Annotated in this window: 21 protein-coding genes; 2 read left to right on the plus strand and 19 right to left on the minus strand. The window is 29.8% G+C overall.

Features of this window, described 5'->3' with window-relative positions:
- Nucleotides 1-8: 8 nt before the first annotated feature.
- From CLOS_RS09605 to CLOS_RS09645, 8 genes are all read right to left on the minus strand, one after another.
- Nucleotides 9-188 carry a hypothetical protein gene (locus tag CLOS_RS09605; RefSeq protein ID WP_041719190.1) on the minus strand — a complete coding sequence of 60 codons (180 nt, stop codon included), beginning with the start codon at nucleotides 186-188 and terminating at the stop codon, nucleotides 9-11.
- 277 nt (nucleotides 189-465) lie between these two features.
- A complete protein-coding gene (locus CLOS_RS09610; protein WP_041719192.1) occupies nucleotides 466-1,119 on the minus strand; it encodes a hypothetical protein in 654 nt (217 codons plus the stop codon).
- Nucleotides 1,026-1,667 carry a hypothetical protein gene (locus tag CLOS_RS09620; RefSeq protein ID WP_012159699.1) on the minus strand — a complete coding sequence of 214 codons (642 nt, stop codon included), beginning with the start codon at nucleotides 1,665-1,667 and terminating at the stop codon, nucleotides 1,026-1,028. The genes CLOS_RS09610 and CLOS_RS09620 overlap by 94 nt, the downstream gene beginning before the upstream one ends.
- A gap of 271 nt (nucleotides 1,668-1,938) precedes the next feature.
- Entirely contained in the window at nucleotides 1,939-2,301 is a 363-nt protein-coding gene (locus CLOS_RS09625; protein ID WP_041719195.1) for a type III toxin-antitoxin system ToxN/AbiQ family toxin, read from the minus strand.
- A 372-nt stretch (nucleotides 2,302-2,673) separates the two neighbouring features.
- Complete coding sequence (locus tag CLOS_RS09630; protein WP_012159701.1) at nucleotides 2,674-4,074, minus strand: hypothetical protein; 1,401 nt, start codon at nucleotides 4,072-4,074, stop codon at nucleotides 2,674-2,676.
- Nucleotides 4,075-4,149: 75 nt separating this feature from the next.
- Entirely contained in the window at nucleotides 4,150-4,479 is a 330-nt protein-coding gene (locus CLOS_RS09635; protein WP_012159702.1) for a hypothetical protein, read from the minus strand.
- Nucleotides 4,480-4,495: 16 nt separating this feature from the next.
- Nucleotides 4,496-4,777 carry a hypothetical protein gene (locus CLOS_RS09640; RefSeq protein WP_012159703.1) on the minus strand — a complete coding sequence of 94 codons (282 nt, stop codon included), beginning with the start codon at nucleotides 4,775-4,777 and terminating at the stop codon, nucleotides 4,496-4,498.
- Nucleotides 4,778-5,279: 502 nt separating this feature from the next.
- Nucleotides 5,280-5,498, minus strand: coding sequence for a helix-turn-helix transcriptional regulator (locus tag CLOS_RS09645; protein WP_012159704.1), 219 nt, complete (start codon nucleotides 5,496-5,498; stop codon nucleotides 5,280-5,282).
- A gap of 152 nt (nucleotides 5,499-5,650) precedes the next feature.
- Between CLOS_RS09645 and CLOS_RS15275 the strand changes: the two genes are divergently transcribed.
- Both CLOS_RS15275 and CLOS_RS09655 read left to right on the plus strand, forming a co-directional pair.
- Entirely contained in the window at nucleotides 5,651-6,028 is a 378-nt protein-coding gene (locus tag CLOS_RS15275; protein ID WP_012159705.1) for a helix-turn-helix domain-containing protein, read from the plus strand.
- Between the two features lie 748 nt (nucleotides 6,029-6,776).
- Entirely contained in the window at nucleotides 6,777-7,595 is an 819-nt protein-coding gene (locus CLOS_RS09655) for a hypothetical protein (protein WP_012159706.1), read from the plus strand.
- Nucleotides 7,596-8,030: 435 nt separating this feature from the next.
- On the opposite strand, the gene CLOS_RS09660 is transcribed toward CLOS_RS09655, so the two are convergent.
- The 11 genes from CLOS_RS09660 to CLOS_RS16065 all read right to left on the minus strand — a co-directional run bounded on the left by CLOS_RS09660 (nucleotide 8,031) and on the right by CLOS_RS16065 (nucleotide 24,046).
- A complete protein-coding gene (locus CLOS_RS09660) occupies nucleotides 8,031-9,020 on the minus strand; it encodes a DNA cytosine methyltransferase (protein ID WP_012159707.1) in 990 nt (329 codons plus the stop codon).
- Between the two features lie 13 nt (nucleotides 9,021-9,033).
- Nucleotides 9,034-9,882: an NgoPII family restriction endonuclease gene (locus CLOS_RS09665; RefSeq protein WP_012159708.1), complete on the minus strand. Its 849-nt coding sequence runs from the start codon at nucleotides 9,880-9,882 to the stop codon at nucleotides 9,034-9,036.
- A 589-nt stretch (nucleotides 9,883-10,471) separates the two neighbouring features.
- On the minus strand, nucleotides 10,472-16,183 hold the full coding sequence (locus CLOS_RS09670; RefSeq protein ID WP_012159709.1) for a DEAD/DEAH box helicase: 5,712 nt from the start codon (nucleotides 16,181-16,183) through the stop codon (nucleotides 10,472-10,474).
- Complete coding sequence (locus tag CLOS_RS09675) at nucleotides 16,183-17,172, minus strand: hypothetical protein (RefSeq protein ID WP_012159710.1); 990 nt, start codon at nucleotides 17,170-17,172, stop codon at nucleotides 16,183-16,185. The genes CLOS_RS09670 and CLOS_RS09675 overlap by 1 nt, the downstream gene beginning before the upstream one ends.
- A complete protein-coding gene (locus CLOS_RS09680) occupies nucleotides 17,169-19,220 on the minus strand; it encodes a hypothetical protein (protein WP_012159711.1) in 2,052 nt (683 codons plus the stop codon). Before CLOS_RS09680 ends, CLOS_RS09675 begins: the two co-directional genes overlap by 4 nt.
- A 681-nt stretch (nucleotides 19,221-19,901) precedes the next feature.
- Nucleotides 19,902-20,519, minus strand: a complete 618-nt coding sequence (locus CLOS_RS09685; RefSeq protein WP_012159712.1) for a hypothetical protein — start codon at nucleotides 20,517-20,519, stop codon at nucleotides 19,902-19,904.
- Nucleotides 20,520-20,689: 170 nt separating this feature from the next.
- Nucleotides 20,690-21,268, minus strand: a complete 579-nt coding sequence (locus CLOS_RS09690) for a GIY-YIG nuclease family protein (protein ID WP_012159713.1) — start codon at nucleotides 21,266-21,268, stop codon at nucleotides 20,690-20,692.
- A 342-nt stretch (nucleotides 21,269-21,610) separates the two neighbouring features.
- Nucleotides 21,611-21,838, minus strand: coding sequence for a hypothetical protein (locus tag CLOS_RS16060; protein ID WP_041719198.1), 228 nt, complete (start codon nucleotides 21,836-21,838; stop codon nucleotides 21,611-21,613).
- Between the two features lie 225 nt (nucleotides 21,839-22,063).
- Nucleotides 22,064-22,828, minus strand: coding sequence for a DUF6602 domain-containing protein (locus tag CLOS_RS09700; RefSeq protein ID WP_012159715.1), 765 nt, complete (start codon nucleotides 22,826-22,828; stop codon nucleotides 22,064-22,066).
- Nucleotides 22,829-22,915: 87 nt separating this feature from the next.
- Nucleotides 22,916-23,683 (minus strand): hypothetical protein, encoded by a 768-nt coding sequence (locus CLOS_RS09705; protein ID WP_041719200.1) that lies wholly within the window; start codon nucleotides 23,681-23,683, stop codon nucleotides 22,916-22,918.
- A gap of 216 nt (nucleotides 23,684-23,899) precedes the next feature.
- The gene (locus CLOS_RS16065) at nucleotides 23,900-24,046 is read right to left on the minus strand and encodes a hypothetical protein (RefSeq protein ID WP_012159717.1); all 147 of its coding nucleotides are present in this window, start codon (nucleotides 24,044-24,046) and stop codon (nucleotides 23,900-23,902) included.
- Nucleotides 24,047-24,075: the final 29 nt, after the last annotated feature.

The following is a 24,075-nucleotide window of genomic DNA, read 5'->3' on the forward strand; positions in this document are numbered from 1 at the left end:
ATTAGATTCTAATTAATAATTTTATCTTCCTTTAATTTAGATAAAATTATATCCTTTATTGCATCTTCTATTGTAGTGCTGCCATGAAAAGTATGAGTAATCTCAACAATGTTTTGATATTTATTTTTATCTTTTATAACTAATCCTTTATTATTGTTCTTTAGCCCTACCTCCTGCTCCTGTTTCATTTATTTCATCCCCTTTTAAATTATTGTTACATCACTTAAATTGAAACTCTTACTAACTATATGAATCATTAAGATTGTCTAATTCACCTTTGGATCAAGCCTTATGTAGTTTATTTTCTTTTTCAATAACCCTTTGAAGCTCTTGGAATGAGAAAAATAGGAATAAGAAAAGAAGCTATATTTCTCGCTTCTGCTATCTTCTTTATGTAATATTTCTAACAAGGGTTAAAAAAATAAAGAAGAGCTAAATATTCAGCCCTTCTTCATCATTAATATTTTATTGTCTTAAAAATAAACCTTCTGAAGTTACTAACGCTCCTAATAATTTTAGAAACTTATCATCAATATTTAAACTTTTTACTGTTGCCACAAGTTCATCTGGATATAGTCCTATTAATGTATCTATTGATTTAAAATAGAAAAAAATCGATGGATTTCCCAAGGTGTCAAATACTTTATTAACAAATTCCTCAGTCTTTTCTACTATAATAGGTGCAACTACATCAGATTGATATTCTATAGGATCACCATAATAAATACCTTCTTCTTCGTCATAAAGACTATCATCAAAATCAGAATTCATTCCACAATGTGAAACTATTACATTCGTATAAGGATAGTAACAAGATATTTTAAGAATGATCTTTATACATTTACTAATAAAATTTTTTATTTCAGTTTCTAAAAAGTATTTTTCTACATCCCAGTACATATCAGAACCTTCAGGAACCTGGTAAGGAAAAATATCAATTACAGAGAAAGTTTCTAATTCAGAATAAGCCTCAAAAAACGTATCTATTTCAGTGTCATCAATCAAATCTCTAGAAGATTGTAACTCTAATCTCTCAAAATCTTCCCAGTTGAATCTAGTGTTGCTGTTCTTTTCTTGCCTTTTTTGTCTTTCTGATCTTTCGGACTCTTTAGTTTCCATTCACTACCTCCATGCGAATTATTTGATCTGTCTTTTTGTATTACCCAACCACCATTTTCTTCATAGGCAGTTTCTCCATTGACCTTTACCCTTTTATTAAATTTATCTAAATCTACAACATTACCATCTCTCAATCTACGAGGAACGCTATCTACTACCTTTTCATACTGGGCATCTGCTCTACCTTCAAACCATTCCTTTACAGTGCTAAATAACCAAGTTCCAGCGCCAACAACTACTCCTGCTATAACAACTTCACCAAGCTTCGTAATTACTACTTTTCCTATTCCCGCAATAACATATGTACCTGCAGCTGCTGCAATAGCACTAAAAGTAGTTATTCCACCTTCCTCAACTTCTTCAGCATTATTTAATAAATAAACAAACTCTTCTTGAGTATAATACTTACTATTGATATAAACACCGTCTTGTGTTATTCTAACTTTCTCATATTCATTACCTGTCTCTGCAAAAGAAATGATACTAAATGATGTTAGTGTAATACAAAGAACCATAATAAAACTTAGAAATTTCTTATAATTTTTCATTATAATCTTGCCCCCTTTTGAATTTAACAAAGCTATTTCAAATATTAGTGCACTAATACAATAGATTATAATACAGTACATTATAAGAAGAATGTCATAATTTGCGAATCATATATTAACTTTACTTAATAAAACCAATAAGATCGATCTAGAATTTTAAATATAATTTTTTGTTGCCTGTAAAACTTCAATATTAGATCTTCTAAAATAACGTATATACATATCTTTAATTGTGCAGAGGTTGGTGTTCCTATATAAATATATCAAGTTTTTATTGTCCGTTTTCTTGACAGAAGACCAAATACTTTAGCTCTTCCATAAGTAATCGTCTATATTTATAATCTTCATCTTTAAAATTTTTTATAGTCAAAACACGATCTGGAACAGGTAACATAAATGATAACCTTAAAGATGCAATTGATTTGCCTTTATTATTTTTTATTATGAAATTAGTTTGTTGCTCTTTGCACAAAGATGAGACCGGAGCATAATATTTATTTCCGTTAACATCTAAAACAACTCCACACAAAAACTTGTTATGCTCTTTATAATCTATATTAGGCACTCTATGGTCATATTTCTTTAAGTATTGAATGTAATTGGTATTAATTTCATAAAATTTTAGTTTATCCATAGTTTCTCTCCCCATAAAAAAATGAGTTAGGAAAAATCCCAACTCACTTTGAATTACAAGTCGCATTTTTAAAGGCTGCGAAACACCTTGAATATACAAGTCGCATTTTAAGAAGGTTGCGAAATACCTTGAATTAAATATTCTCTTATGATTCTTAACATTTCATTACTTTAATCCTTCTCTTGCTGGTGGAAGAACACCGCTTTTTTAACTCCCACTTAATGGTAGGGTACACCGCTGTTTAATTATCTTAGTTATATTATATCCTCTAAAAGCTTTTCTAACAACATCTAAATGCTATTTATAAGGATAATAAATACTGGCATACTGCTATACCTTATATCTATTATCTGTCCAATTATTAGTTTATATTTAAAATGATCTGTTATTAATTCTTATATCTTCAATATTGTATTTCTTTTTATCAGACAATGGTCGCCATTTTTTTAGCTTTCTAATTGAATCTACTATAGCCGTTGTAGCTTCAACCTCATTAAGAAGAATTAAATTCTTATGAGTATTAAAAAAAGTTTCTGTGTGAAGGCCTTCCGAAAACATTTTTTCAGTATCATCTATAACCTCTAACCCATACTTCATATTAAAATAGTTTAACTCTATTCTATAACTATTTTCTAATAATATTTTATTTATTTCATTTTCAAAAATAACATAGTTATTTTCATTAAAAACTAATTTAGAATGTTTTAGTATCTCTTCTTCACTTATATTTGAATCAGTATTTATCAACAACCCTCCATATAATTTAACAAATATCTTTTTAGGAATATATAAAGTGTATTTGATTGTTTTAGTACTTCCAATAAATTCAAAAACAACATCATTTTCACTTAATTCTATTAAAAATAATCTATTACTATCTATCATACTTTTAAATCTGAATAAATGCTTTTTAAAAAACTCTTCTTCATATATCAGTTTTAGTATGTTTTCACTTAATATACAGTTATTTCTTCTTATATTATTGATTATCTTATTTGAATCTTTATCATACTCTTCTATAATCCAATTATAAATTTTTCTAGTGCAAATAAATTCTTTATTACTATTTTTATCAATAAAATCATCTGATAATAATTTCAAATTTTCTCTTTCTTTAATTAATGTTTCAAATCTATCTAACTTCTCATCTGATATTTTTCCTTCAGCATAGTTTATATATATATCATTTGCTTCTTTATGTAAATCGCTTATTTTGTTATGCAAATCAACTGGCAATATAATAGGTAAACTGTTATATTCTTTATACCAATCAGATAACATCTCTTTAGTGTTAGGAAACTTTTCATTAAAAAACTCTAATTTCCTTAACCTCTGATATTCTCGTTTTACCTTATTTTTATGTTGCTTAGCTGTTGTCCCCTGTGCTAATCCAGTATTCATCTTTGGAAATTTATCAATACAGTCCGAACCAACATTTAAAATTACATCATTATGTATGTTTTTTATATAATGAATGTATTCATTTTTCCTACCACATAATGAACAATTAATCTCTTTACCTTCAGCTAAATCAACTTTTTCATTTCCCTTCCATTCTTTAACAGCTTCATCCATTATATCCTTAAAAACATACAATAGTAAATTTCTGAGTTTATCATCAAAATACTTACTATTTTTTAAATCATTTATATATATTGCATTATATTTATGTAGAACTTCTTTTAGCTCTGGATAATTTTCAATTATTGCACTTTTACTCAGAAGTATATTTTCCTCTTTATATACCAAGGCTTTTCTTTTGCTTTTTTTCATTCTTAATCCCCCCTTAAAACTAATATATCATTTGTAGCATATTAGTTCAAAGGAAGCCTTTTTAAACTTCTATATTTATCTATACTTTCCTTTGCATCTTTTAAGTTTTTCAATCTCTTTTTCTAGATTATCTATCTTTAATTCTATTATTTTCTCCCATATACGCTCATAACTAATTCTTTCTTCTTCAATATCCATGTGATGCCCTATAGACATACAACCTAGAATATCGAATATTTCTGAATCATCACCACATTTTATATATGTTTTAACTATGATTCCATGACAATAGGGACACATAATTTCCTTTTCTGAATTTTCTATTTGATATTCACTTAATATAAAATCATTACGGCAAGTATGACAATGATGCTTAACTAATATATCCTCCACATAAGATTCCATTTTAAATCCTCCTCGGCTATTCTATAGTAATAGGTGTCTTAATTTCATCTATCCTGTCTTGCACAATTCTATTCTCTACAGGATCAGAATAATGCCCTATCCCCAGTTCATGTAACATCTCTAATTCTTCAATTTCATCCATCCAGACATATGCCATGGCCATATCATCATGACAATAAGGACATATAATTTTCTTCTTATCCTTCCTATTATCCATTTGCTGCTGACTTAAAATAAATTCCTTATCACAAGGAAAGCAATGATACTTAACTAAGGTATGTGGAACATAAGATTTCAATATGATCTCCTCCTAAAAATAGTTTTTTATGGAAAAACATAAAAATAATAAATACCTTAGATAATATCTAAAACATTTATCATTCTTATAATTCAAGCAATATAATAAATTAAACTCTTTTAACATTTTTAAATTAGTATACAGGCTATCTATGGTTAGTAGATATCATAATACTGCATATGTCCTTTTCACAGAAACATCACAGTACTCCTCCACAATATGCAGGCCACTCTCCAGGGGATCTCCTAGGACTAAGCGGAAGTATCATTATTTACTTCTTGTGGGTCATGGCGATTTAGCATAACCAATGCTAATATTGGTGTTGTAATGGGTTATTGAAATAGAAAATTAACCGTCCACCTGCTCGCTTTCCGTTCTCCGTCCACAAGAATAATGTACCTGTAATACTACCTTATTAATTTTTCAAAGATCTATTGATTACTTCAAAATTAAAAATTTATATATTTAAATATGAGAGTTTATAAGCTCTGCATATGTAAATCTAAATTATCTTGTAGTCATTTTGCGTGACGTTTGTATCTAAAAAAATATCATCATCACTATTTAAAATCTTTTTTAATAATAGGCTTGTTTTTAATGATGGAGATATTGTACCAACTTCATAACTTGCATAAGTGCTACGACCCTTATTTATCTTTTTAGCAATATCCTTTTGTGTTAGTCCCAATTCTTTTCTTCTCTTTATCATGTTAATTCTCATCGCATTCACCTCTTGTAAAAACAATTCTTACATATAATTATAGTCATTTAAAATGACTTAGTCAATATATAGTCTTAAAAAAGTTTTTTTAAATGACATTTATAGATATTCATTGTGGAAATGACTATAATTTATGTAATGGGGGTTATGTTATGACAGATAAAATTAAATTTAAGGAAAGATTAAAAGAATTAAGAAAAGAAAATAATATGACACAACAAGAACTTGCTGATAAATTAGGCTTGGTTCGAACTGCTATTGCTAACTACGAGACTGGGCGAACTGTTCCAGATGCGGAAACATTAAACTTAATAGCAAATATTTTAAGTACAACTACTGACTATCTACTTGGTCGTGCTAATTATATTCCTAAAGAAAAAAATAAACCCTCTAGTACAGATATTATTTCTGAAGATATACGTAAATTATCACCTGAAAGTCAAGAAGAGTTAAAGAAGCTAATAGAGCTCTATAAAATGAGAGATATGCAGAAACGGAATGACGAGATTTCTGATGAACTGACTAAATAAGGTTAGGTAAACAAATTAATAAAATTAAATACGACTTAATAAGACAATTAAAAGATAAATAAAATATTATTCCGAAAGGGATATATTTTTTTGTTATTATACGGAAAATGTTGGTCAATACGGGATGTATTCGTAGTAATTGGATGGTGCAAATAAAAATCTTGTTTAATACTTAAGTTCTAAATGTCTATAAGAACACAAATAATGTCAATTTGACAATAGCAGTAATCTTTTATCATCATGAAAATCTAATTGAATTAAGTGTGTTTCAAAATACTTAAGATAAATAAAAAAGGGACTGATTATTATTTTTTGGAAGAGAAAGAAAAACATATTAAAAAAGATCACTTTGTTGTTAGGTATTAGACATTAAAAGGGATAAAAAAATATCTTGATTTTTGGGAAACCTTGTCTGAATATAAAAAACTTATTGAACGAATAAAACAAAAAATGGAATCCTCAGTCTCATCATCCTATGCTTTATAAATAAAAAAATCTCATGATGTTGTAACGAATGAACTTAACTCAGCAGGATAGACGAAAAACAAGTCTCTATATTAAGGAATATCTAAATATTTCACAGGCTGGTATAGTTTTTCAAATTGTATCAGTTTTATTTTTAGCTAAATATACTCATTAAAGCATGCTAATAATTTTGTTTATTAATTAGAATAAATAGCTTTGGCTTAATTTTATCTATTTAATTTACAGCTTTTATAATATTTTTTATAAACGGGGGGATGATTAAATGTCAAAAAAATCAGATGAATTAGAATCTGCTATTACTGAAGCCGCAAGCAGCGATATATCACTTCCTACTAATTTACCTGAATGGATGAAAAACTTAGAAATTAAACCTGGGGCTAAAATTATTAGCATTCGAGGTATCGGGAGTGAAGATAAAGAGAATAAGACAGATGTTCTTATTGAACTAGAGAACTCTACTCCACTAAAAATATCTGCAAAACTTTCAAATGCTGATTACTTTGGGAACTGGTATGGTCATAAAAGATTTTTAAAAGAATTTGGAGAGCAGGCTTTTTATAGACAAACAAAAGATGCTGCTGAATGGGCTAATTATTGGACCAATCATACTAAAAAACCATACGTTGGTGTTAGTATTTGCTATGGTCGAAGAAGTGGTAAAACCGCAAGACGATTCTTAGATATTTATACCGCTGATGACATTATGAGCGTATGTCGAGGCTTTGGAAATGGTTATCAAGTAGCCAACTGTCTATACTCTTCATCAGATCATCCACGTAATTTAGCTGAAATCTTAAATAATTTAGTTCCAATTACCAGTGAAACAATAATGGATTTAGTTGGCGAGTTCATGGTGGCATATAGACCTATTGATCCTATGACTGAAGGAACAAATCGTGGTAAAAATGTATATGCTAGATTCCAGCCATATAAACCTTTGCCTGTGAAGACTACAATCACTTCAGCAAAACAGTTGTTTCAGCTTGGTAAATTTATTGAAGTCGAACCAAATAGCCTTAACCACAATCATATCCTTAACGAACTAGAAAGCTTGTATAATATTTATATTCCTAGAAAATAAAAGGGAGCAATTTTTCTGTTCTTTTTGCTTACTTACATAATAATACTATTTCTTTAAGTCCTTTCACCATTTTCTGTATTAATAAAACTACATTCCCATCTTGAATTAAAGGTGTAATTCATTATTTTTAAATCCAAATTTATACAGATAAAATTTGTTTCCTGTGTTTTCATTCTTTTTTGGATAAAGTAATTCATTTCATTTTTAGGTCAACCAGATTCTATGTCGAACAGGTAATTAATACAAATAATCTAAATATACATGGAGTTCTATATGAATTTATCATCTAGAACTCCACTTATCATCTTATATTTAGTAAAGCTTATTTTGTTAATCTAGGTATAAGTTCTTCACTGTTCATTTTAGAAATAACTTTTATTCAAAACTATACTGCTTTGTATAGCTTGCAAAAACAATATAATTTTCTTATTATCATTACTTTAAGTATGTCATTATTTGATTGGCTACATGATAGGCTAATTCTACTGGTACTGCATTGCCTATCATTTTATAAGCATCTTGTAAACCAGTATAGTAAAATTTGAAGTCATCTGGAAAAGTTTGTACTCTAGCACATTCCCTAACTGATAATCTTCTATAAAGCTGCTCGCTACCTGGTATAAATATTTGTTTGTTGGTCTCTACCTTTTCCATTTTAGGAGCCTGAGGATGTTGTGGCGCTTGTCTTCCAGATGCTTGTATAGTAAAGCTAGGTTCATCCCAACTTCTAACCCTGTTTCTACTCATATAAATTGTTGAATAGCTACCGATAAAGTACTCATGGTTTAAAACAATACACTGATCCCCATTCGTCTTATTCTTATCTAATGCTGGTATCGCTGTTTCTCGTAAGTCCCATATAGCATCTTTTAGCGTTAATCTAGGTTCTATTGGTTTAGGAAACTTGAAATCAGCTATACCTAAATCTTTTCTAAAACCAATATAAAATACCCTTTTCCTATCTTGAGGTACTTGAAAATCATTGGCATTTAAGGTCTGTATAAATACATTGTATCCTCTACCAGCACCCGCAAAATGACTGATAATATTTTGCACCGCTTCAGAGTGCCGTTTTGCCATCATACCTGATACATTTTCCGCTACGAAAAATTTGGGCTGTTTATCTCTTAATAACCTAATATATTCATAGAACAATTGTCCTCTTGAATCTTCTATCCCTCTCAATGCGCCTGCCTCTGACCAACTTTGACATGGTGGTCCTCCGATTATGCCATCACAATCATCTGGGAAATCTCCTGAAGCAATTTCTCTTATATCACCTTTAATTAATGGGGCGTTATGATTTTTTTCATAAGTCTCCCATATAGTTTTATCATACTCATTTGCTGCTATTACTTTAAACCCTGCTTTTTCAAATCCCAGATCCATACCGCCAGCACCTGAAAAAAGTGATATCAATTTCATTTCTACCAGCTCCTTATATTGTGAATGTTATTAATTTTGCTTTTCTTAGATTTGCTGGATTATTAGGATTTTTAATATTTACTTCTTTTAATTCTAGCCCTTCCTTAACTCCAACTAATTTTTCAAGTTCATCTGTGTACTCTAATGTATCGTATTTTTCATTATTGATCAATGCCATAAAATTAAAGTTCTTGCTTGAATCTCTTTCATACACATAGTTAAAAACTTTAAACGGATTTTCAATTCCCCACATACCACGAACTCTTAAATAAGTAATACCCAAGGGATCTACTCTATTTACTCTGCCTAATTCTTTTGTTTCTGCAAATTCAACACCATTTATAGACTCTACACCGTCTTTAATTACTTCCTTTATTTGCTCATAAGTTTCTGCATCTGCTGCATAGTCAATCCCATAAACCATACATAATGAAGATAGTTTTGAATCTTTTACAACACCCACTGTATAAATCATATCTTTTACAGTCCAATCTTCACACGCTCTACAGGCTTTCTTAATCATCTTGCTATTTGAAAATAATTTTGCCTTAGGATAACTAGAATTTAGAGCTAATTGTGCATCTTTACTTTCTATCTTTTTAACTTCGATTGCGTCTCCACCCCATAGCATGGAATCTGGTGGATTGTTTTGATTACCTAAATAACTAAAACATTCTTGTATTTTCAATAGTCTTTTTTTCTCATCTATTTCTCCTACTGTACCAGCAAATATGTCTTTTATGTATTCTTCCAGTGCACCACCCATAGAATTTACTCTATTATGACTATCTGCATATTCTTTTAACTCTACAACTGGAGTATTAACTAAATTAATAATAGCTCGTATTATGTTTGTACTCATTAAAATTCTCCCTCCATTAATCCTATAAATATTAGTCTATATGTTATAATGAGTTTTTTCAACTGAAAAATATTGAACAGAAAATCTTATCTGTTTTGTTGTTTATATGTGCTCTATAATCTACGGATTAATTTATTTGTTAAACTATCTAACTTTATTTTAGCGAAGACATTTCATTTTACATTTTTTAAGGAATGTGAAATTGATACAATAAGTATATCAAGCTAAGTTATATATTGCTGGAAAAATTATAAAACAAAACTACTAAAATATTTATTTAAAAAATATAACTATGTATAAAATGATGATCCTGCTTTTAAAAGTTTATTTTAAAAACAGGATCATCATTTGTACTTTAAAAACATTTTAAACTTAATAAATTTCACTTGTTAAATTTAGATGTGTTTTAAATAATTATAGATATCTAAGTAGATGAAGTACTAAATGCAGATGAAAACCGTCATCACCTGCTTCTAGTACTTCCTTTAAAGGGTATTTCATAAAGTCATAGTAATGAGTAAGAGATATTGCTTTAATCCTCTCAACTGAAATTTAGGCGAAGTATGAGCAATCATCTTTATTTTCTTATCTACTTCATCAATTTCTGATAACACCACCCCGGTCTTCGAAGTAAATTGAATGTATCGACAAACAAAGGATTTTCTCCTGCTTGATAAATTGCATCAGCAAGTATTCCCTTAGCTCTATGTTCTTCTGTATTCCAAAATGGATGTACTACAATAATATTATATTTACCCATCTTAGCTCCAGGTAATTGTCCATATTCTTCATACTTAAAACCAAAGATATCTACAAAATTCCGTTTAATTAATTCCTCAGCTTCATCTTTCCATCCTTTTAGATCAATAAAATCAAAATCTCCATCAAGACCTGCTTTATAATTTGGGTCTAATAAAACCCTTAAATATGATAAGCCTAATCTCCAATCTAACAAGCCATGATAAGGCATATTACTAAATACTTGTAGGCATTCATAGCAAGCAGATTTGCAATCTTCTGCATGCTCTGGTGATATAATACTTGCTGCAAATGAATTTCCACTTGGATTACAAGTTTTAGTTAATAAATCTACATAATTATTATGAATATATTGAACAAATCCAGCACCGTTGGCTAGCCTATCACTCATTATAATTTCTATTATTCCATCTTCATCATTACTAACATACTTTTGTAACTGTGAAATTTCAATCTCATCTGGATCAATATCAAGCTCTTCTGCCACCACTCTTTGTATAATAAACGCTGCTGTAAATGCTGCAGCTTTTATTGCACTATCAGAGTAATGTAGACTTAAATTTAATCCATCAGGTATTTGATTAGGTTGTATTCTTAATACTTCAGTATGCTTACCTGCTGCAATTGCAATCTTCTCTAATTCAACTTCACCTTTTTCTTCATCGTTTATAAATTTAGAAGCAATCCATTGATTAGGTATTTTAGTTTGAGTTTTTATTCCGCCTTCAAATAACTCACCTGAATTATCATTGATTCTCCAAACACGACTGTTATCTGATAAATAGATATTTGTATTGGTAGAATGTACTTTAGTTCTATCTATATCTTCAGATTGGGCTAATAAAGAAATCCTTCTACTTACTTTGAAATCATCAGATTTAGCATCTTTCCCTGAACCTAAGTTTGTGCGAAATGCTCGAGGAATTGCTATATTAAACTCTCTATATCCCTCTTCATCACCCTTAGATATTCCACAATGTGGACAAAACTCATTACTTGTAGGAATAGATTTTAGATATCCACACGCTCTGCACCTTCCCATTAACCGCCTAAAAGGTAATGGGTCAGCAGAAATTGCTTCAAAGCTCCGCCCCTTAAAAATAAAGGGAGCAGTGAATCCGATTGCAGTATGAATAGCTTTATCTTTCGTTTTCTCCGATTCAGGGGCAAATTCTGTAATCGCCATTTCTAAATCCCTATCTATTGTTAAGAATTCCATATCTTTAGGGTTAACACCATGATATAAAACTCTCGTTCTTGATGGCATGCCATACATCGGTAAAATAGCTGCTTCCGCTAACTTTTCTGCCAATCCATCTCCAGTAATCTCTTTATTATCCAAAGTATTATCTATTTGATTTGGAAGTTCTTCTTTTAGATAATTTAGCATATTATTATCAATGCTACCGAATAATGCTATCATAATTTCTTTTTGCTGATCTATCATATTATTTAGCCACTCAATAACTTTATCTTTATTTCTACACCAATCTGATGCTAATCCAAATTCACCATGTGTATCTGGAGGCGTTGGACTGTGAAACCATCTTACTCCAGCGTATTTAAAAGCATTTCTTAGACATTCTTTTACTAATAAGCGATTTTTGATTCTGTCTTGATCCATTGTTAAAAATGGCACTGGTGCAGGATCTCCTGTTATTTTTTCAGGGTGAGCAAAGTAATGTTCATCATGACTACGTCCTCTACATAAAGTTAAAACCATTGAAAAAGCCTGCCCACGTCTACCTGCACGACCTACCCTCTGTTGGTAATTAAATCTCATTGGTGGCATATTGGCCAACATAACCGTTTGTAAGTTCCCTATATCTACTCCTACTTCCATAGTTGTAGTTACACTTAAAACGTCTATATTATTTACTTTTTTATATAATCTATCTTCATCTAATATCATACCTTTAAAAAACCTCTGGCGTTCTGATTGATTATCTGTTTGAGCTGTTAGTTCTTCACAATGTAATCGTATTGATTCTCTATCAGATAGAACCGCTTGAGTTATATAGTTATTACTCCAAATTTCTTCACAAATTCCAGTAGCTTTCTCATCAAGATCATTCCCACATTTCGTACATACTCCTGCAGAAAAGTGTAGGTGATACTTTTTACACTTAGAACACTGCCATATTGGATCTTCTTTGATTGCTAGCTTTATATTTATATTTGGTATATTAATTTTTACATTATTATGACCAAATGCTCTTAGTGCATTTATTAATGTTTCTCCTAAATATTCTTCATGAATATTATAGTTCTCAGCAACCTTTCTAATATATGTTTTAAGTGATGCTGAAATTGATGTGTAATCTGGAAAATCATCTACCACAAACTGGTCTTGCCAAATTTTCTTCCATCTATTAAATACAGGTTTCTGTGGTAAATATCTGTATCTTTCACCTAAAATTCTCAAATAAGAATCACATATCTGTTCAAAAGTTTGTAAAGACATTCCTAATCGATCTGCAAAAGGTTTTAATTGTTCATTATTATAAGCTATTTTTATAATTCCAAGTCCTGAGGATTCCAAGCCAAAGTAAAGCGTACCAAAAAATAACCTTCCAAAATTATAGCTAAGAGTATTATTGATTATCTTCTTAGCTTCATCAGCATCAACAGGTAAATTATTTTTCCAACTTTTTGTTTCAAAGTCGAACAATTCTATCCAATCATGCTCAGCATTATTCCAATAGAATTTTTGCTTATCTAAATCATTACCACAAGGGTTTATGCCCAAACTTATTAATTCTTGAATCAGTTTACCACATTGTTTATAATCATTTGAGACTAATTGACTAAATGATATAATTCTAGATTTCCCATTTTCTTTTATTTCTTCAATTTCCCTTTCCAATTGTTCTAACTCAGATTCAAGTGCCATCCTATGTTCTGGTGGTAATGATTTGTAAGCATTGATCTTACCTAGTTTTTTAAGTAAATCTTCTTTAATCACCTTATTATTTTTTATACGATCTTGCTCCTCTTGTGTATATTCCCTTCCACTCTCGATTGCCTCTAATATCTCAGGAGCAAGTGTCACTTCATCTTTAATAGTTTTAATCATAACTTCCCTAAGTAAGTCAGAGTAGTGATTTCTCTCTACACCATTTGCCACCTGTGCTGCATCTTCACGGCTATCTGTAAAAATTACTAATTTTCTATCCGTATCTTCAGGTATTTGTTGAAATAGTTCCTTAGTAAAAATTTGACTTATTTTTGAAAAACCCGTCCTAAAACCTCTAATTGGAGATATTCTATTGCGTTTACTGTAATCAGTTGCACAGGAAGGGCATCTATTAGGCAACGCATCTATAAACTGTTCATTTTCTTTTTTCTTAGTAATATATAATTGACCGTTAATCCATGAATCTGTTTCTGTTTGATTTACTTTACTGCTTTTAACACGCCCTGAATAAATATTTAATTTATATTGGCTCCATTGGGCAGTTACAGTTCCTCTTCCATTAGGGGCTGAAAATTCATGTTTCCACTTTTCAGAATCCTTATGTAGATCTTCTCTTGGAAATGGCCAGAACACCATATATTCATCATATTTTCTTTGTTCAACCATTACTGATAGTTGTTTATCTGGAATTCCTTCTAAATTTGGAGTTGTAATATGCATTTCATATGTATTAGCCTCTTGTTTATCTACTAATCTAGTTCCACCGTAAAACACAGTTCCACAATGTTCACAATACAGGACTTCTAAAACTCTACTCTTATCATCTTTATCTATAATGTCCGGTTTTGAATGCAATTTACCTATTGGACGACCATCTTCTACTTTTCCTAAAGGTTTAGTTGAAGCCCATAGTCCAGGTATATTTCTAAAAAAACAGTGTAATCTAAAAGATGGAAGATTATGATCTTCTATTTTTTCTTCTTCAAACAAGGAACGGGCTATACAAATACCTTGTGCAGCTTTACGCCAATTATCTATATTAGATCCAAATATTTTTTCTGAAAACTCTTGTAAAGATATTGGTTTATATTTACCTTCTTCATTCTTAAATGTATCTAATAATATTCTCTGTAGGTTATATCTAGGAGAAATGAGTATATCAATTAGTTCCATCTTACCCGATAAAAACTTCTTCTTACTTCCTAACTCTTTTGCTACTTGGCTAAATATTTCATCTGAAAGATTTTGTGCATTATCTGCTAGAGTGATAAAAGGTTCAATAGGTAAAGTTTGTTCAGGTAATTCAGTCGTTCCTTCATCATACTCTCCTGTAATAATTTCAAAATCATCACATCCAAAAAAATTGTTCAAGAATTTTTGACTTTTATCGTCTCCTGGCTCTAATGAAGCACTGGATGCAAGAATCCTTAATTGTGGATGTTTAGGATTAAGACCTAAACGTAAAAGTAAAAGTCTTAATAAATAGGCCACTTCTGTCCCTGCAGTTCCCCTATATAAATGTAACTCATCAATAATTAAATGAAAAATACGATTTTCCTTTTCCGCCTCTCGATGAGATTCAGGTAAGTCCTCACAATTTAACCATTTTCTTGTGTTCTCAAATATATCATTATCTTCTTCTCTCATCAGCATAATACTTAACATAGAAAAGTTACTAATTAAGATGTCTGGAGGTGTTTCTTGCATATCCCATCTACTTCTCATTTCAGCTCCATCTAATCTTTGAAAAGAAGCCAACACTTCTTTTTTCTCGCCTTCATCTTCTACTTCATGTTGTATGTAATTTGCTACTTCTTTCGCTGTTGCATCTATCTCCTCTAGCTCTTTTATAAGTTTCGCAACTTTATTCTTATTAAGTTTGCCATCATTATCAAATTCATGTCCAGCAACAGGTGTATTTCCATTGTATCTACCTAGATAAACTCTATTTCCACTAAGATATTCATGAAACCATTCACGTACATCATTAGAATCTAATGCCTTTCGTAAACGTACCATTTGGTCGTCTACCAACGCATTCATAGGATATAGAATTAATGCTCTTACTGCAGCTTGACGTGTTTCATGATCCTTTCTTTGAGGTACACGACATGACGTTTTATTTTTTTTACATTCATCTTTCCACTCTATATTTTTCCACCAATCATTTTGATGTGCATGTGCGGCATTAGGTTTACTCCAATGCTTCATTTCCTTTGCTAACTGTGCAAATAATGGTAATAAAAATGATTCTGTTTTACCCGATCCCGTTCCAGAAGTAATGACACAGTTCTTTTTGTCAAGTGCTGTCTTTAACATTTCAGCTTGATGTTTATATAATGGAAACTTTCCTACTAACCCTCTACTTACAAGATTCTTAAATAAAAGTAGTTGTTCTTTATCTAACCCCGGAGTATCTTCTATTTCTAAATCATTTATTGTTTTTCCACTTGATTTATATCTAGGTATTACTTCTATCCATGGATCACGACTAAATACCCCTTCTTTTTTTAATAGTAATTCTCTCTCTTCCTCAATAGATGGAAATTGAGTGCCAAATGCTGTTTTAATATAAGAAATACTATTATTCTTAATCTCATCAAATACACCTATAGGATTTCTCACTATATATCCCCCTTTTCATTAAAAGTAATTGGTACTAAATCTTGATTTAGTTTATTAGAAACTATATTTGCAATATTTTGTGTAACACCTCTATAAAGTAAAAGTATAGTATCTCTAGGAATATCATTGTAATCCTTATCTAATTTTATTTCATCTGGAATCATACCTGAACATAGGGATACACCTCTTGCTAAGATTTTAGGTAATCTTGCTGTGTTCACAATACCTAGAATATTTCTTTTTTTATCGTATAGAATTATTTTCTTGTTTCCTTTAAATAAAGCTAAATACCTTCCCCAGTCTCTATCTACTTTAGTCATTTTATCCTCTTCTACCCAATAATATATTTTTCTATAGGTATATTTTTCCGTGTATTCAATCATCTCGCTGGAAGAACTTAAATTTTTATCGTAGAAATATAATTTTTCTAAATCAAATATTCGTCTTTTCCAATTTAAATCAGCTCTTATAGTAAACCTAAGACTATCTATATAGTCTTCTAAGTTCGCTGATATGTTTACCAATTGCCAACAAGTAGGCATATCTCCTACTATGGGAACTTTTATATCTTGACTAAACTCAATTAGCCTAGACATATCTAATCCCTCTATAGTAACAACTTCTGGGAACGGTATTCCTTTATATCTTTGTTTATCTATTGTCACAGAAATATTTTCTTTATAGTATTCTGACCTGTTCAAGATCTCCGTCAATAAATATGGAGTTCTAGCACCTATTAAAAGTAATTTTCTTACACCTAAATTAGGTAATAATATAAATGCTGGTGGAGAAACGTATATTTGCTTTTTATCATAATCTATTTCACAATGCCCTAGACAATCCAGCCAGTAAAGAAATTGATGAGGTATATATTTATATTTTTCTTCTTTGATTACAAGTGATCTATATAATTCATCAAACATCTTTTTATATTGTTCGAAAGACACACTTCCAAGGGAAGATATAACTTCTAATATTCCTTCTTTCATAGTTTTCTGGCCTCCTTTTTGTATGAAAGCCATAGCTCTCTAATTATTTTTATTTTAGGTAGTTCAACATTTTTTTGAATAAATTCCTGTCTCCACTTTTTCCACTTAGGGTACTCTTTGCTTAGTCTCATTCTTTCGTCTATATTACTTCCAATAAAATGTACCTTCCAATAATCTCTCTTAATTTTAGATAAAGCCCAAATTGGTTCCCACTCTATATTTAGATCCTCTTTAGGCCAACTTATTATCTGACCAGGTACTCTTCCTAAAAAAATTATTGTATCTGAACTGTATGTTGGGATTTCGGGAGTATAGGTAGGCAGTTTCTGTAATTCTTTTTCTGTTATATGTACACCTTGTATATAGCCATTATCATCTTTTTCCTCTAATAAATGCCCAAATCGATTCATTCTAGGTAGATAATAATTATTCATTAACATGCTACTTTGAAAATTAATCTTTTTATGGATAATCATTTCTTCACCTATATATAGACTTAAATCTACAACATCATTATTAACACATCCATTAACAAACTTCCATCTGCCTTTTTCATATTCTTGAATATCCTGATTCTCTGGTGATACTTGTATTGACAATTGCTCTAGTTTCCCACCTTCTAAATGAACTCTTGGTGGGCAAAACTTAAAATATGTATTTCCTTTACTTGCTTTAATTCCTCCATCTAATCTAAATGAATAATTTAGTGGAAGTTTTAAAATATCCTCATCGGGATGTGAATGGTTAATTTCAGTAGTTTTATATAGATACCACCCATTTGGAAGATTGCTTGCATTTTCTATTTTAAAATCAGTGCAATATTTATATCCCCACTCTTCAATTGAATTTTTAATTCTATCATGGCAAAGTATATAGTATTCAGTATTTGATTTAATACTATCTACTTCAATCCATCCAGTTAGATTTCGATCTTCATCACGTTCAAATATTCTTAGTTTTGATGGTTTTAAAGATGCACTCCAACCATATTCTTTATCTTCAAATTGATCTCCATTTAGCAAATCCAATGCACTTACACATAATAATTCTTGTTCTATTTCATCTAGAAGTTGTGTTGACCATCCTAATTCTTCTTCTTCACAAGTAAATGTTACTTTGCTAAATAAACTTTCAAAAGTCATTTCATCGTCTGGGAAATCTTTTGCAGTTTTAAATCTCAATGAGGTTTTTATAGATGATGTAAATCTATCAAATCCATCAATACAGATCCTTAAGGTAACATTAATGCTTTGTTTGTTACTTTTCTGCCTCTCTTGTATTGCTTCATTAGATACCTCTATCGTCCCATCCCATTCTAATAAATCTTGTTTGATTAATTGCAGTAATGCTTCCCTAAATGGCGCTTTATTTTTATCTGTGGTAGATGCTAATCGCTTTGTTTTTTGACTAAATATTCCACTTCTATAAATTGCAGAAGATATAGCATCTAATGTTGGTGGAAAAACTGGATCAAAGCTGCTTTCTTTAAAAAAGTTTGGTAATCTACTTCTTTCATCTTGTGTGATTAATACTTGCGCCATAGGTAATCCAACATGTTTCCAATTAATCATAGACCTTGCAATAAATTTTCCTAATTTTTCTTGTTCTTTATCTATACTCCATTCTTGCAAGTCATACCATAATTCTTCCATCTTATCAAAATCTTTCGGTCTGCGTCCATTAGTTCCTTCATCTAATTTGTCTAATAAAGTACTCAATTTAGGGTAATACGCATGTGTTGCAAAATCTTCATCTAATCCTGCTGCTAAAACAAAGAAAGCTAAATATGCAATATAAGGCGGAAAACCTGGTTCATTACGTATCTTACCCCAACTATATGTTGTGTAGGCTTTTTCACATACAGTGTCGCCACGACACCACCTTGATCCCTCCTTAATGGCCTCAAAAAAATCTTCTATATCTGAATTTTTTCTCTCGCCTAATGAGTTAATTAAATTTTCATCCATAAACAATATCACTTCTCTACCAGCCATACTTTCATTGAAATAGTGTCTAGCAATAGCCTCATTCCATTCTAAATAATTCATTTTCTCCTCCATTTATTTAAATAATGTATATTATTTATTCCTTATCAATTTGTCATAATCTTTTAATAAACTTATTTGTATAACAATATCTCTGTAAGACTAGCTCCAAACTCATCTCATAAATTAAATTATTTACTGCATATTTTATAGTTAAAAAATTGCGCTCATATATACTTTCTTTAAACATATCTGCAAAAACTATATCATCCCTCTATTTTTATCGTTTTGTTATTTTCAATATCCAAAAAAATAACTCGTTTTATAGCATGAATAACTTTATGGACAAACTAAAAATTGATACTATTAAAAAAGGTAGGTTCATATATTCTAACCTGCCAAAAATATAGCGAAAAATTTATTATTGAAAGAGTTGCTATTGATAACGAAATTGACACTATTATCAAAATTTCACTTTGTGTAAATTATAATTTTTAATCTTTTCTAAATTAGAAATTGTAATAAAAGTTTTTTACAATTTCATTAGCTTTTATTAATACATCAAGATAACTAATAATGATCAGTTTCCCTTTTACAAATTAATATCGAATATAATCTGATGTTTTCTGATTGTAAACATTTACTCTAAACCCCTGACACATTCTCCGAGAGAGTTGATAAGCATAGCGTCCGAAGATATGTCATATTTCATAGAAGCTATCTAAAACCTCGAATAACATCCCATTATTGCGATATGTTTTTTGTACAAAACCACTTGTTATTATACAATTCTAAAAAAGATACGTTATCCTTTACCATGTCAATAATTGAATTACCAATTCCTCTTAGTACTAATTTATCACTAACACTAAAAAGCGTTTCTTTGTTCTTAAACATGTTGAAGATACGCTGAAAAAAATTTGCTGGTGAATAAATGATTTCATCCCTAACCATTCTGTCTAGCCAAAACACCATTACTTCTGAAAAATCTAACTTACCATTTATAAAATTTATTAAGATTAGTTCTGTCTCTCCCGAGTACTCCCACTTTGATCGATACTCTAATTCATCAATAAACTCACAAAATAGCTTATCACTATGAAGCCATTCAACACCATCAACAACACACACCGTTTCTTGTGGTCCGTAATATCCATACCAATATGCTCCATAACCCGGGAAATAAAAATCAATATTATGATTACTTCGATGGTGATATTGATCTATTTTTGATAAAATAAAATCTTTTACAAAATTGCAATGTGCGTTGCCAATTAAAATTCCAACGGTAACTTGGCATTCTTCCCCATGTTTTTTCTTTAAATCTTTAATTAAATCTTTATATGAAATCGCCTCTAGCATAAACTTCTCCTTTCCATAATAAATATTTCGCATACCGTTCTGTCAGCTCATGATGCCTCTCTCCGAGCCTCGGCGAATAGTGACACTTATCTTTTGTACCGGAATAACTGTAATGCCAAAGGAATATGAGGAAATATCTGGTATATGTAGCTAAAAATTGATTTAAGAATTTATATTTCTTTATGTGAGATTCTCCCTGCAATCTTATCTCTTTTAATTTTCTTTTCCCTAAGTAATAAACCAAGGATACTATAAGATAAATAGTCTTTTTGATTTCCATTGTAATCACTACGTAATCCAAGTAAACTAGCTACGTCAGAATTTGAAACACCATTAGGATTAGCTTTTACTAACTCTAAGACAGAATTTTTCAACAACTCCAATCCTAACTGAGCTTTTTCTATCGCTCCTTGCGGAATGATAATTCCTTTTCTATTATTGGTTCCCAAGCCGCTTGGTATAATGGCATTTGTTAAAATTCCTCCAGTGCTAGTTGTGCCAAATGCAGAGATAAGTTCAGCTTCAATTTTCAACGCTTGAGATTCATCTAAATCATCTACGAGAATATCAATAATCACCTTGCTATTTGAACTTTCTATTTCTTTTATTCTCTTATATTTTTCGGTATTATCCGGTTTTATTAAATGATCAAATGCTCTACTTCCGGTTCCCTTTCCAATATAAAATGGTATTGCTGGGCTTCTTCTAGGATCTTTTAAAGCATAAACATAATAAAAATTTGTAGCCATATTCCATCTCTTTCCTTTCAATAATAAGTCTATTTTTTAGTTACATATAACGTATTGTTAATAACCCTAGGTTCGCTCTATATATCATATTTGTAGATATTAACTACCTCAGGCTCAAAAAATAGAGTTCAAATATTATATATCAATAACTAAAAATACTTAGTTTTTATTGTTTCTAATACTTATATATTAAAATCCATGCATTAAATTTATTAAATTATCTACATTATACACAAATTTTCGAAAACATCTTGTCGAGTTATGTCGTATTAAAAATAAAATTTATAAACTCTCTAATCTTGAAATTCAGACTAATTTTATATTAACTAGCACTACATCTTATTAATATATACCATCTAGACATCTAAATTCATTATCTGTATCGAAACTCATTTCATGTATAGGATTATAAATACAAGATTTTAAATAAATTACTGCACTTTTTATCTCTTTTTCACTACTATCTTCCTTAAATTTATCTATAGCATGATATATAACTAGAAAATTAAGTTTTTCTATATCTTTTCTAATAATATCAATAGAAACTAAGTTTCCACCTACCTTTATCACTTTCAATATCTCGAAATAATTACATTCGCTTAAAGTAAAGTGAATCAAATAAATTGGACTTATGTCAATATAGTAGACATAAGTCCAATCATAAAAAATTCTACGTATAAATATAAACTATGTTTGTTTAAGTCTAATTTAAAATTCTATTTAGTCTCGTATTGATTTCACGCAAAATCTCCATTGTCGGAACATTGTACTAATTAATATTCAATGTAAACAATATCAATCGTTTCCAACTTCAATTTCTCTAAATTTATAAGTTTCTTTTCCATGCTCAATGCTATATAAGTATTTAAAAATACCATTAATTTTATCACGATTGCTTTCGTTATCTGCAGTAGAGCAATATGACTGCTCAATTAAGTTGGATATGAAATATGGAAATGAGAATTTTTCAATATAATATAGCGAATAGTAATTTTCTTCTTGTTCTTGTTCATTCCAATATCTAATAAAAAAGTTTTCACCTAGCGAAATATGGTTAACATACCCTGGATACCTTTTTAAAGTATCCTCTAAAGTTATAGCACTCCTACTATCTTTATTCATTAGTTTAAACTGGTTATCATAGGCAAATATTCCATTAAAAATATGATTCCCTATGAGCATTCCATTTTCATGAGCTTTTTTAATTACCTCTTCAATTTGTCTTACATATACTTTAGTCTTGACCTCAATAATTCCAACTACATTTTCATTAGAACATATTATAAAATCTCCTTCAGAAAAGATTAACGGAAACCTATTATCATAAATAATAATGTCTATTTGTTTTGTCATTTGATTATCTGAACACAGAACAAAACCGGTTCCAACAGATAATTGTTTGGGCAGAACTCTTCTTAACATATTCATTAGAATTATTTCTTTATATCGCCCTTCTTCACCCCAATGGCTTGAACCAATTATATTTCTCACTCTATTTTTTAGTGCATTAAATTCCTCCGATATAGACTTTTGGTATAATTCAAAATTACTCCTACTCATAATAATTAATCTCCTCTTTTAGGCTAATATAATATGATTTATTTCTATTAATTTTATAGTACAAAATTTTCTCTATTAATGACACTATCAACATCTGTGTTTAATCATTTTCTTAAATTTAAAAAATACAAAATATATTAAAAAAGCAAAATAAATTATAGAAAGATAATCCATATATAAAGTTAAAAAGAAAGATACAATTGCAAATATAATATAAAACCAGTTCTTTAATTCAATTTCTAGGTTTTTATTAGATATTACATTTAGTAAAGAATAAGCCAATAATATCAAAACATTTGCTGATATAAATCGTAATATAGTCCACAGCTTTTGATACCATTCAATTTGTGGATGGATCATTTCTAGCCCCAAATAAATACCAAATAAAGTTTGTACTATTGCTACAACCGTCATTACACCTGGAATAAAGAAGGAATCTAAATACTGCATATAGTAATCTATAGCATATTTCTTTCCTGCATCGATTTTTTCAGACTGTTCATGATGTATAGATGAAATTTCTTCTCTTAGTAAAACTAATAACTCTTCTAGCTTGTCTTTACTTCTATTATTGTAATACTCTTCACATTTTTTGAATATATTTCTTGATAAAAAAGAATATGAATTGCTAATGGCTTCATGTAAAGAATTTAGTATCTCTTTTTCCTCAGTTTCCAAATATCTTAAAATATTAAATTCAAGATTTCCATATACCTTAAGGACCTGTCCTCTTCTTTCTATTTCAATATCCATATTCTTTAAATGAAAAATTCTTATTTCTTTAAACAACCATAGTGAAGTTAATACTACTAAAATTATCCAAGGTATACTATTACCAGAAATAATTAATTCCATGATTCCGTTAATATCTGTATATGATATATCCCCCACCTACCTGTCATTAAATATAATAATACCAATAGAAATCACTAAAGCAAAGTCTACATAGTGCTGTTTATATAGATCAAAAAAGTTAAACTTTTTGTGTCTATGATATTGAAATAAGTCCAAGAAATCACAATCATTTATAATATGGTTCCTCCTAATGTTGTACTAGCTTTTTTTATAATTCTATTCATTAAAGTAATCATCTATTTCTAAACCAAGTTCTCCCGCATTTCCTAATCTTTGATTAACACCAAATCCACAACAACAACATTCCACTTTTTCTGTCCATTCGTAATAATCAAATTTATAATCCATATCACCTTCAGTCAAATAATCTTTATATTCAAGTAATGTTTCTA

The sequence above is a fragment of the Alkaliphilus oremlandii OhILAs genome (assembly GCF_000018325.1).
Lineage (GTDB): Bacteria > Bacillota > Clostridia > Peptostreptococcales > Natronincolaceae > Alkaliphilus_B > Alkaliphilus_B oremlandii.

Excerpts from the sequence above, each read along its gene's own strand:
- CLOS_RS09605 (WP_041719190.1), bottom strand. The coding sequence starts at position 188 with ATGAAACAGGAGCAGGAGGTAGGGCTAAAGAACAATAATAAAGGATTA.
- CLOS_RS09610 (WP_041719192.1), bottom strand. The coding sequence starts at position 1,119 with ATGGAAACTAAAGAGTCCGAAAGATCAGAAAGACAAAAAAGGCAAGAA.
- CLOS_RS09620 (WP_012159699.1), bottom strand. The coding sequence starts at position 1,667 with ATGAAAAATTATAAGAAATTTCTAAGTTTTATTATGGTTCTTTGTATT.
- CLOS_RS09625 (WP_041719195.1), bottom strand. The coding sequence starts at position 2,301 with ATGGATAAACTAAAATTTTATGAAATTAATACCAATTACATTCAATAC.
- CLOS_RS09630 (WP_012159701.1), bottom strand. The coding sequence starts at position 4,074 with ATGAAAAAAAGCAAAAGAAAAGCCTTGGTATATAAAGAGGAAAATATA.
- CLOS_RS09635 (WP_012159702.1), bottom strand. The coding sequence starts at position 4,479 with ATGGAATCTTATGTGGAGGATATATTAGTTAAGCATCATTGTCATACT.
- CLOS_RS09645 (WP_012159704.1), bottom strand. The coding sequence starts at position 5,498 with ATGAGAATTAACATGATAAAGAGAAGAAAAGAATTGGGACTAACACAA.
- CLOS_RS15275 (WP_012159705.1), top strand. The coding sequence starts at position 5,651 with ATGACAGATAAAATTAAATTTAAGGAAAGATTAAAAGAATTAAGAAAA.
- CLOS_RS09655 (WP_012159706.1), top strand. The coding sequence starts at position 6,777 with ATGTCAAAAAAATCAGATGAATTAGAATCTGCTATTACTGAAGCCGCA.
- CLOS_RS09660 (WP_012159707.1), bottom strand. The coding sequence starts at position 9,020 with ATGAAATTGATATCACTTTTTTCAGGTGCTGGCGGTATGGATCTGGGA.
- CLOS_RS09665 (WP_012159708.1), bottom strand. The coding sequence starts at position 9,882 with ATGAGTACAAACATAATACGAGCTATTATTAATTTAGTTAATACTCCA.
- CLOS_RS09675 (WP_012159710.1), bottom strand. The coding sequence starts at position 17,172 with ATGAAAGAAGGAATATTAGAAGTTATATCTTCCCTTGGAAGTGTGTCT.
- CLOS_RS09680 (WP_012159711.1), bottom strand. The coding sequence starts at position 19,220 with ATGAATTATTTAGAATGGAATGAGGCTATTGCTAGACACTATTTCAAT.
- CLOS_RS09685 (WP_012159712.1), bottom strand. The coding sequence starts at position 20,519 with ATGCTAGAGGCGATTTCATATAAAGATTTAATTAAAGATTTAAAGAAA.
- CLOS_RS09690 (WP_012159713.1), bottom strand. The coding sequence starts at position 21,268 with ATGGCTACAAATTTTTATTATGTTTATGCTTTAAAAGATCCTAGAAGA.
- CLOS_RS09700 (WP_012159715.1), bottom strand. The coding sequence starts at position 22,828 with ATGAGTAGGAGTAATTTTGAATTATACCAAAAGTCTATATCGGAGGAA.
- CLOS_RS09705 (WP_041719200.1), bottom strand. The coding sequence starts at position 23,683 with ATGGAATTAATTATTTCTGGTAATAGTATACCTTGGATAATTTTAGTA.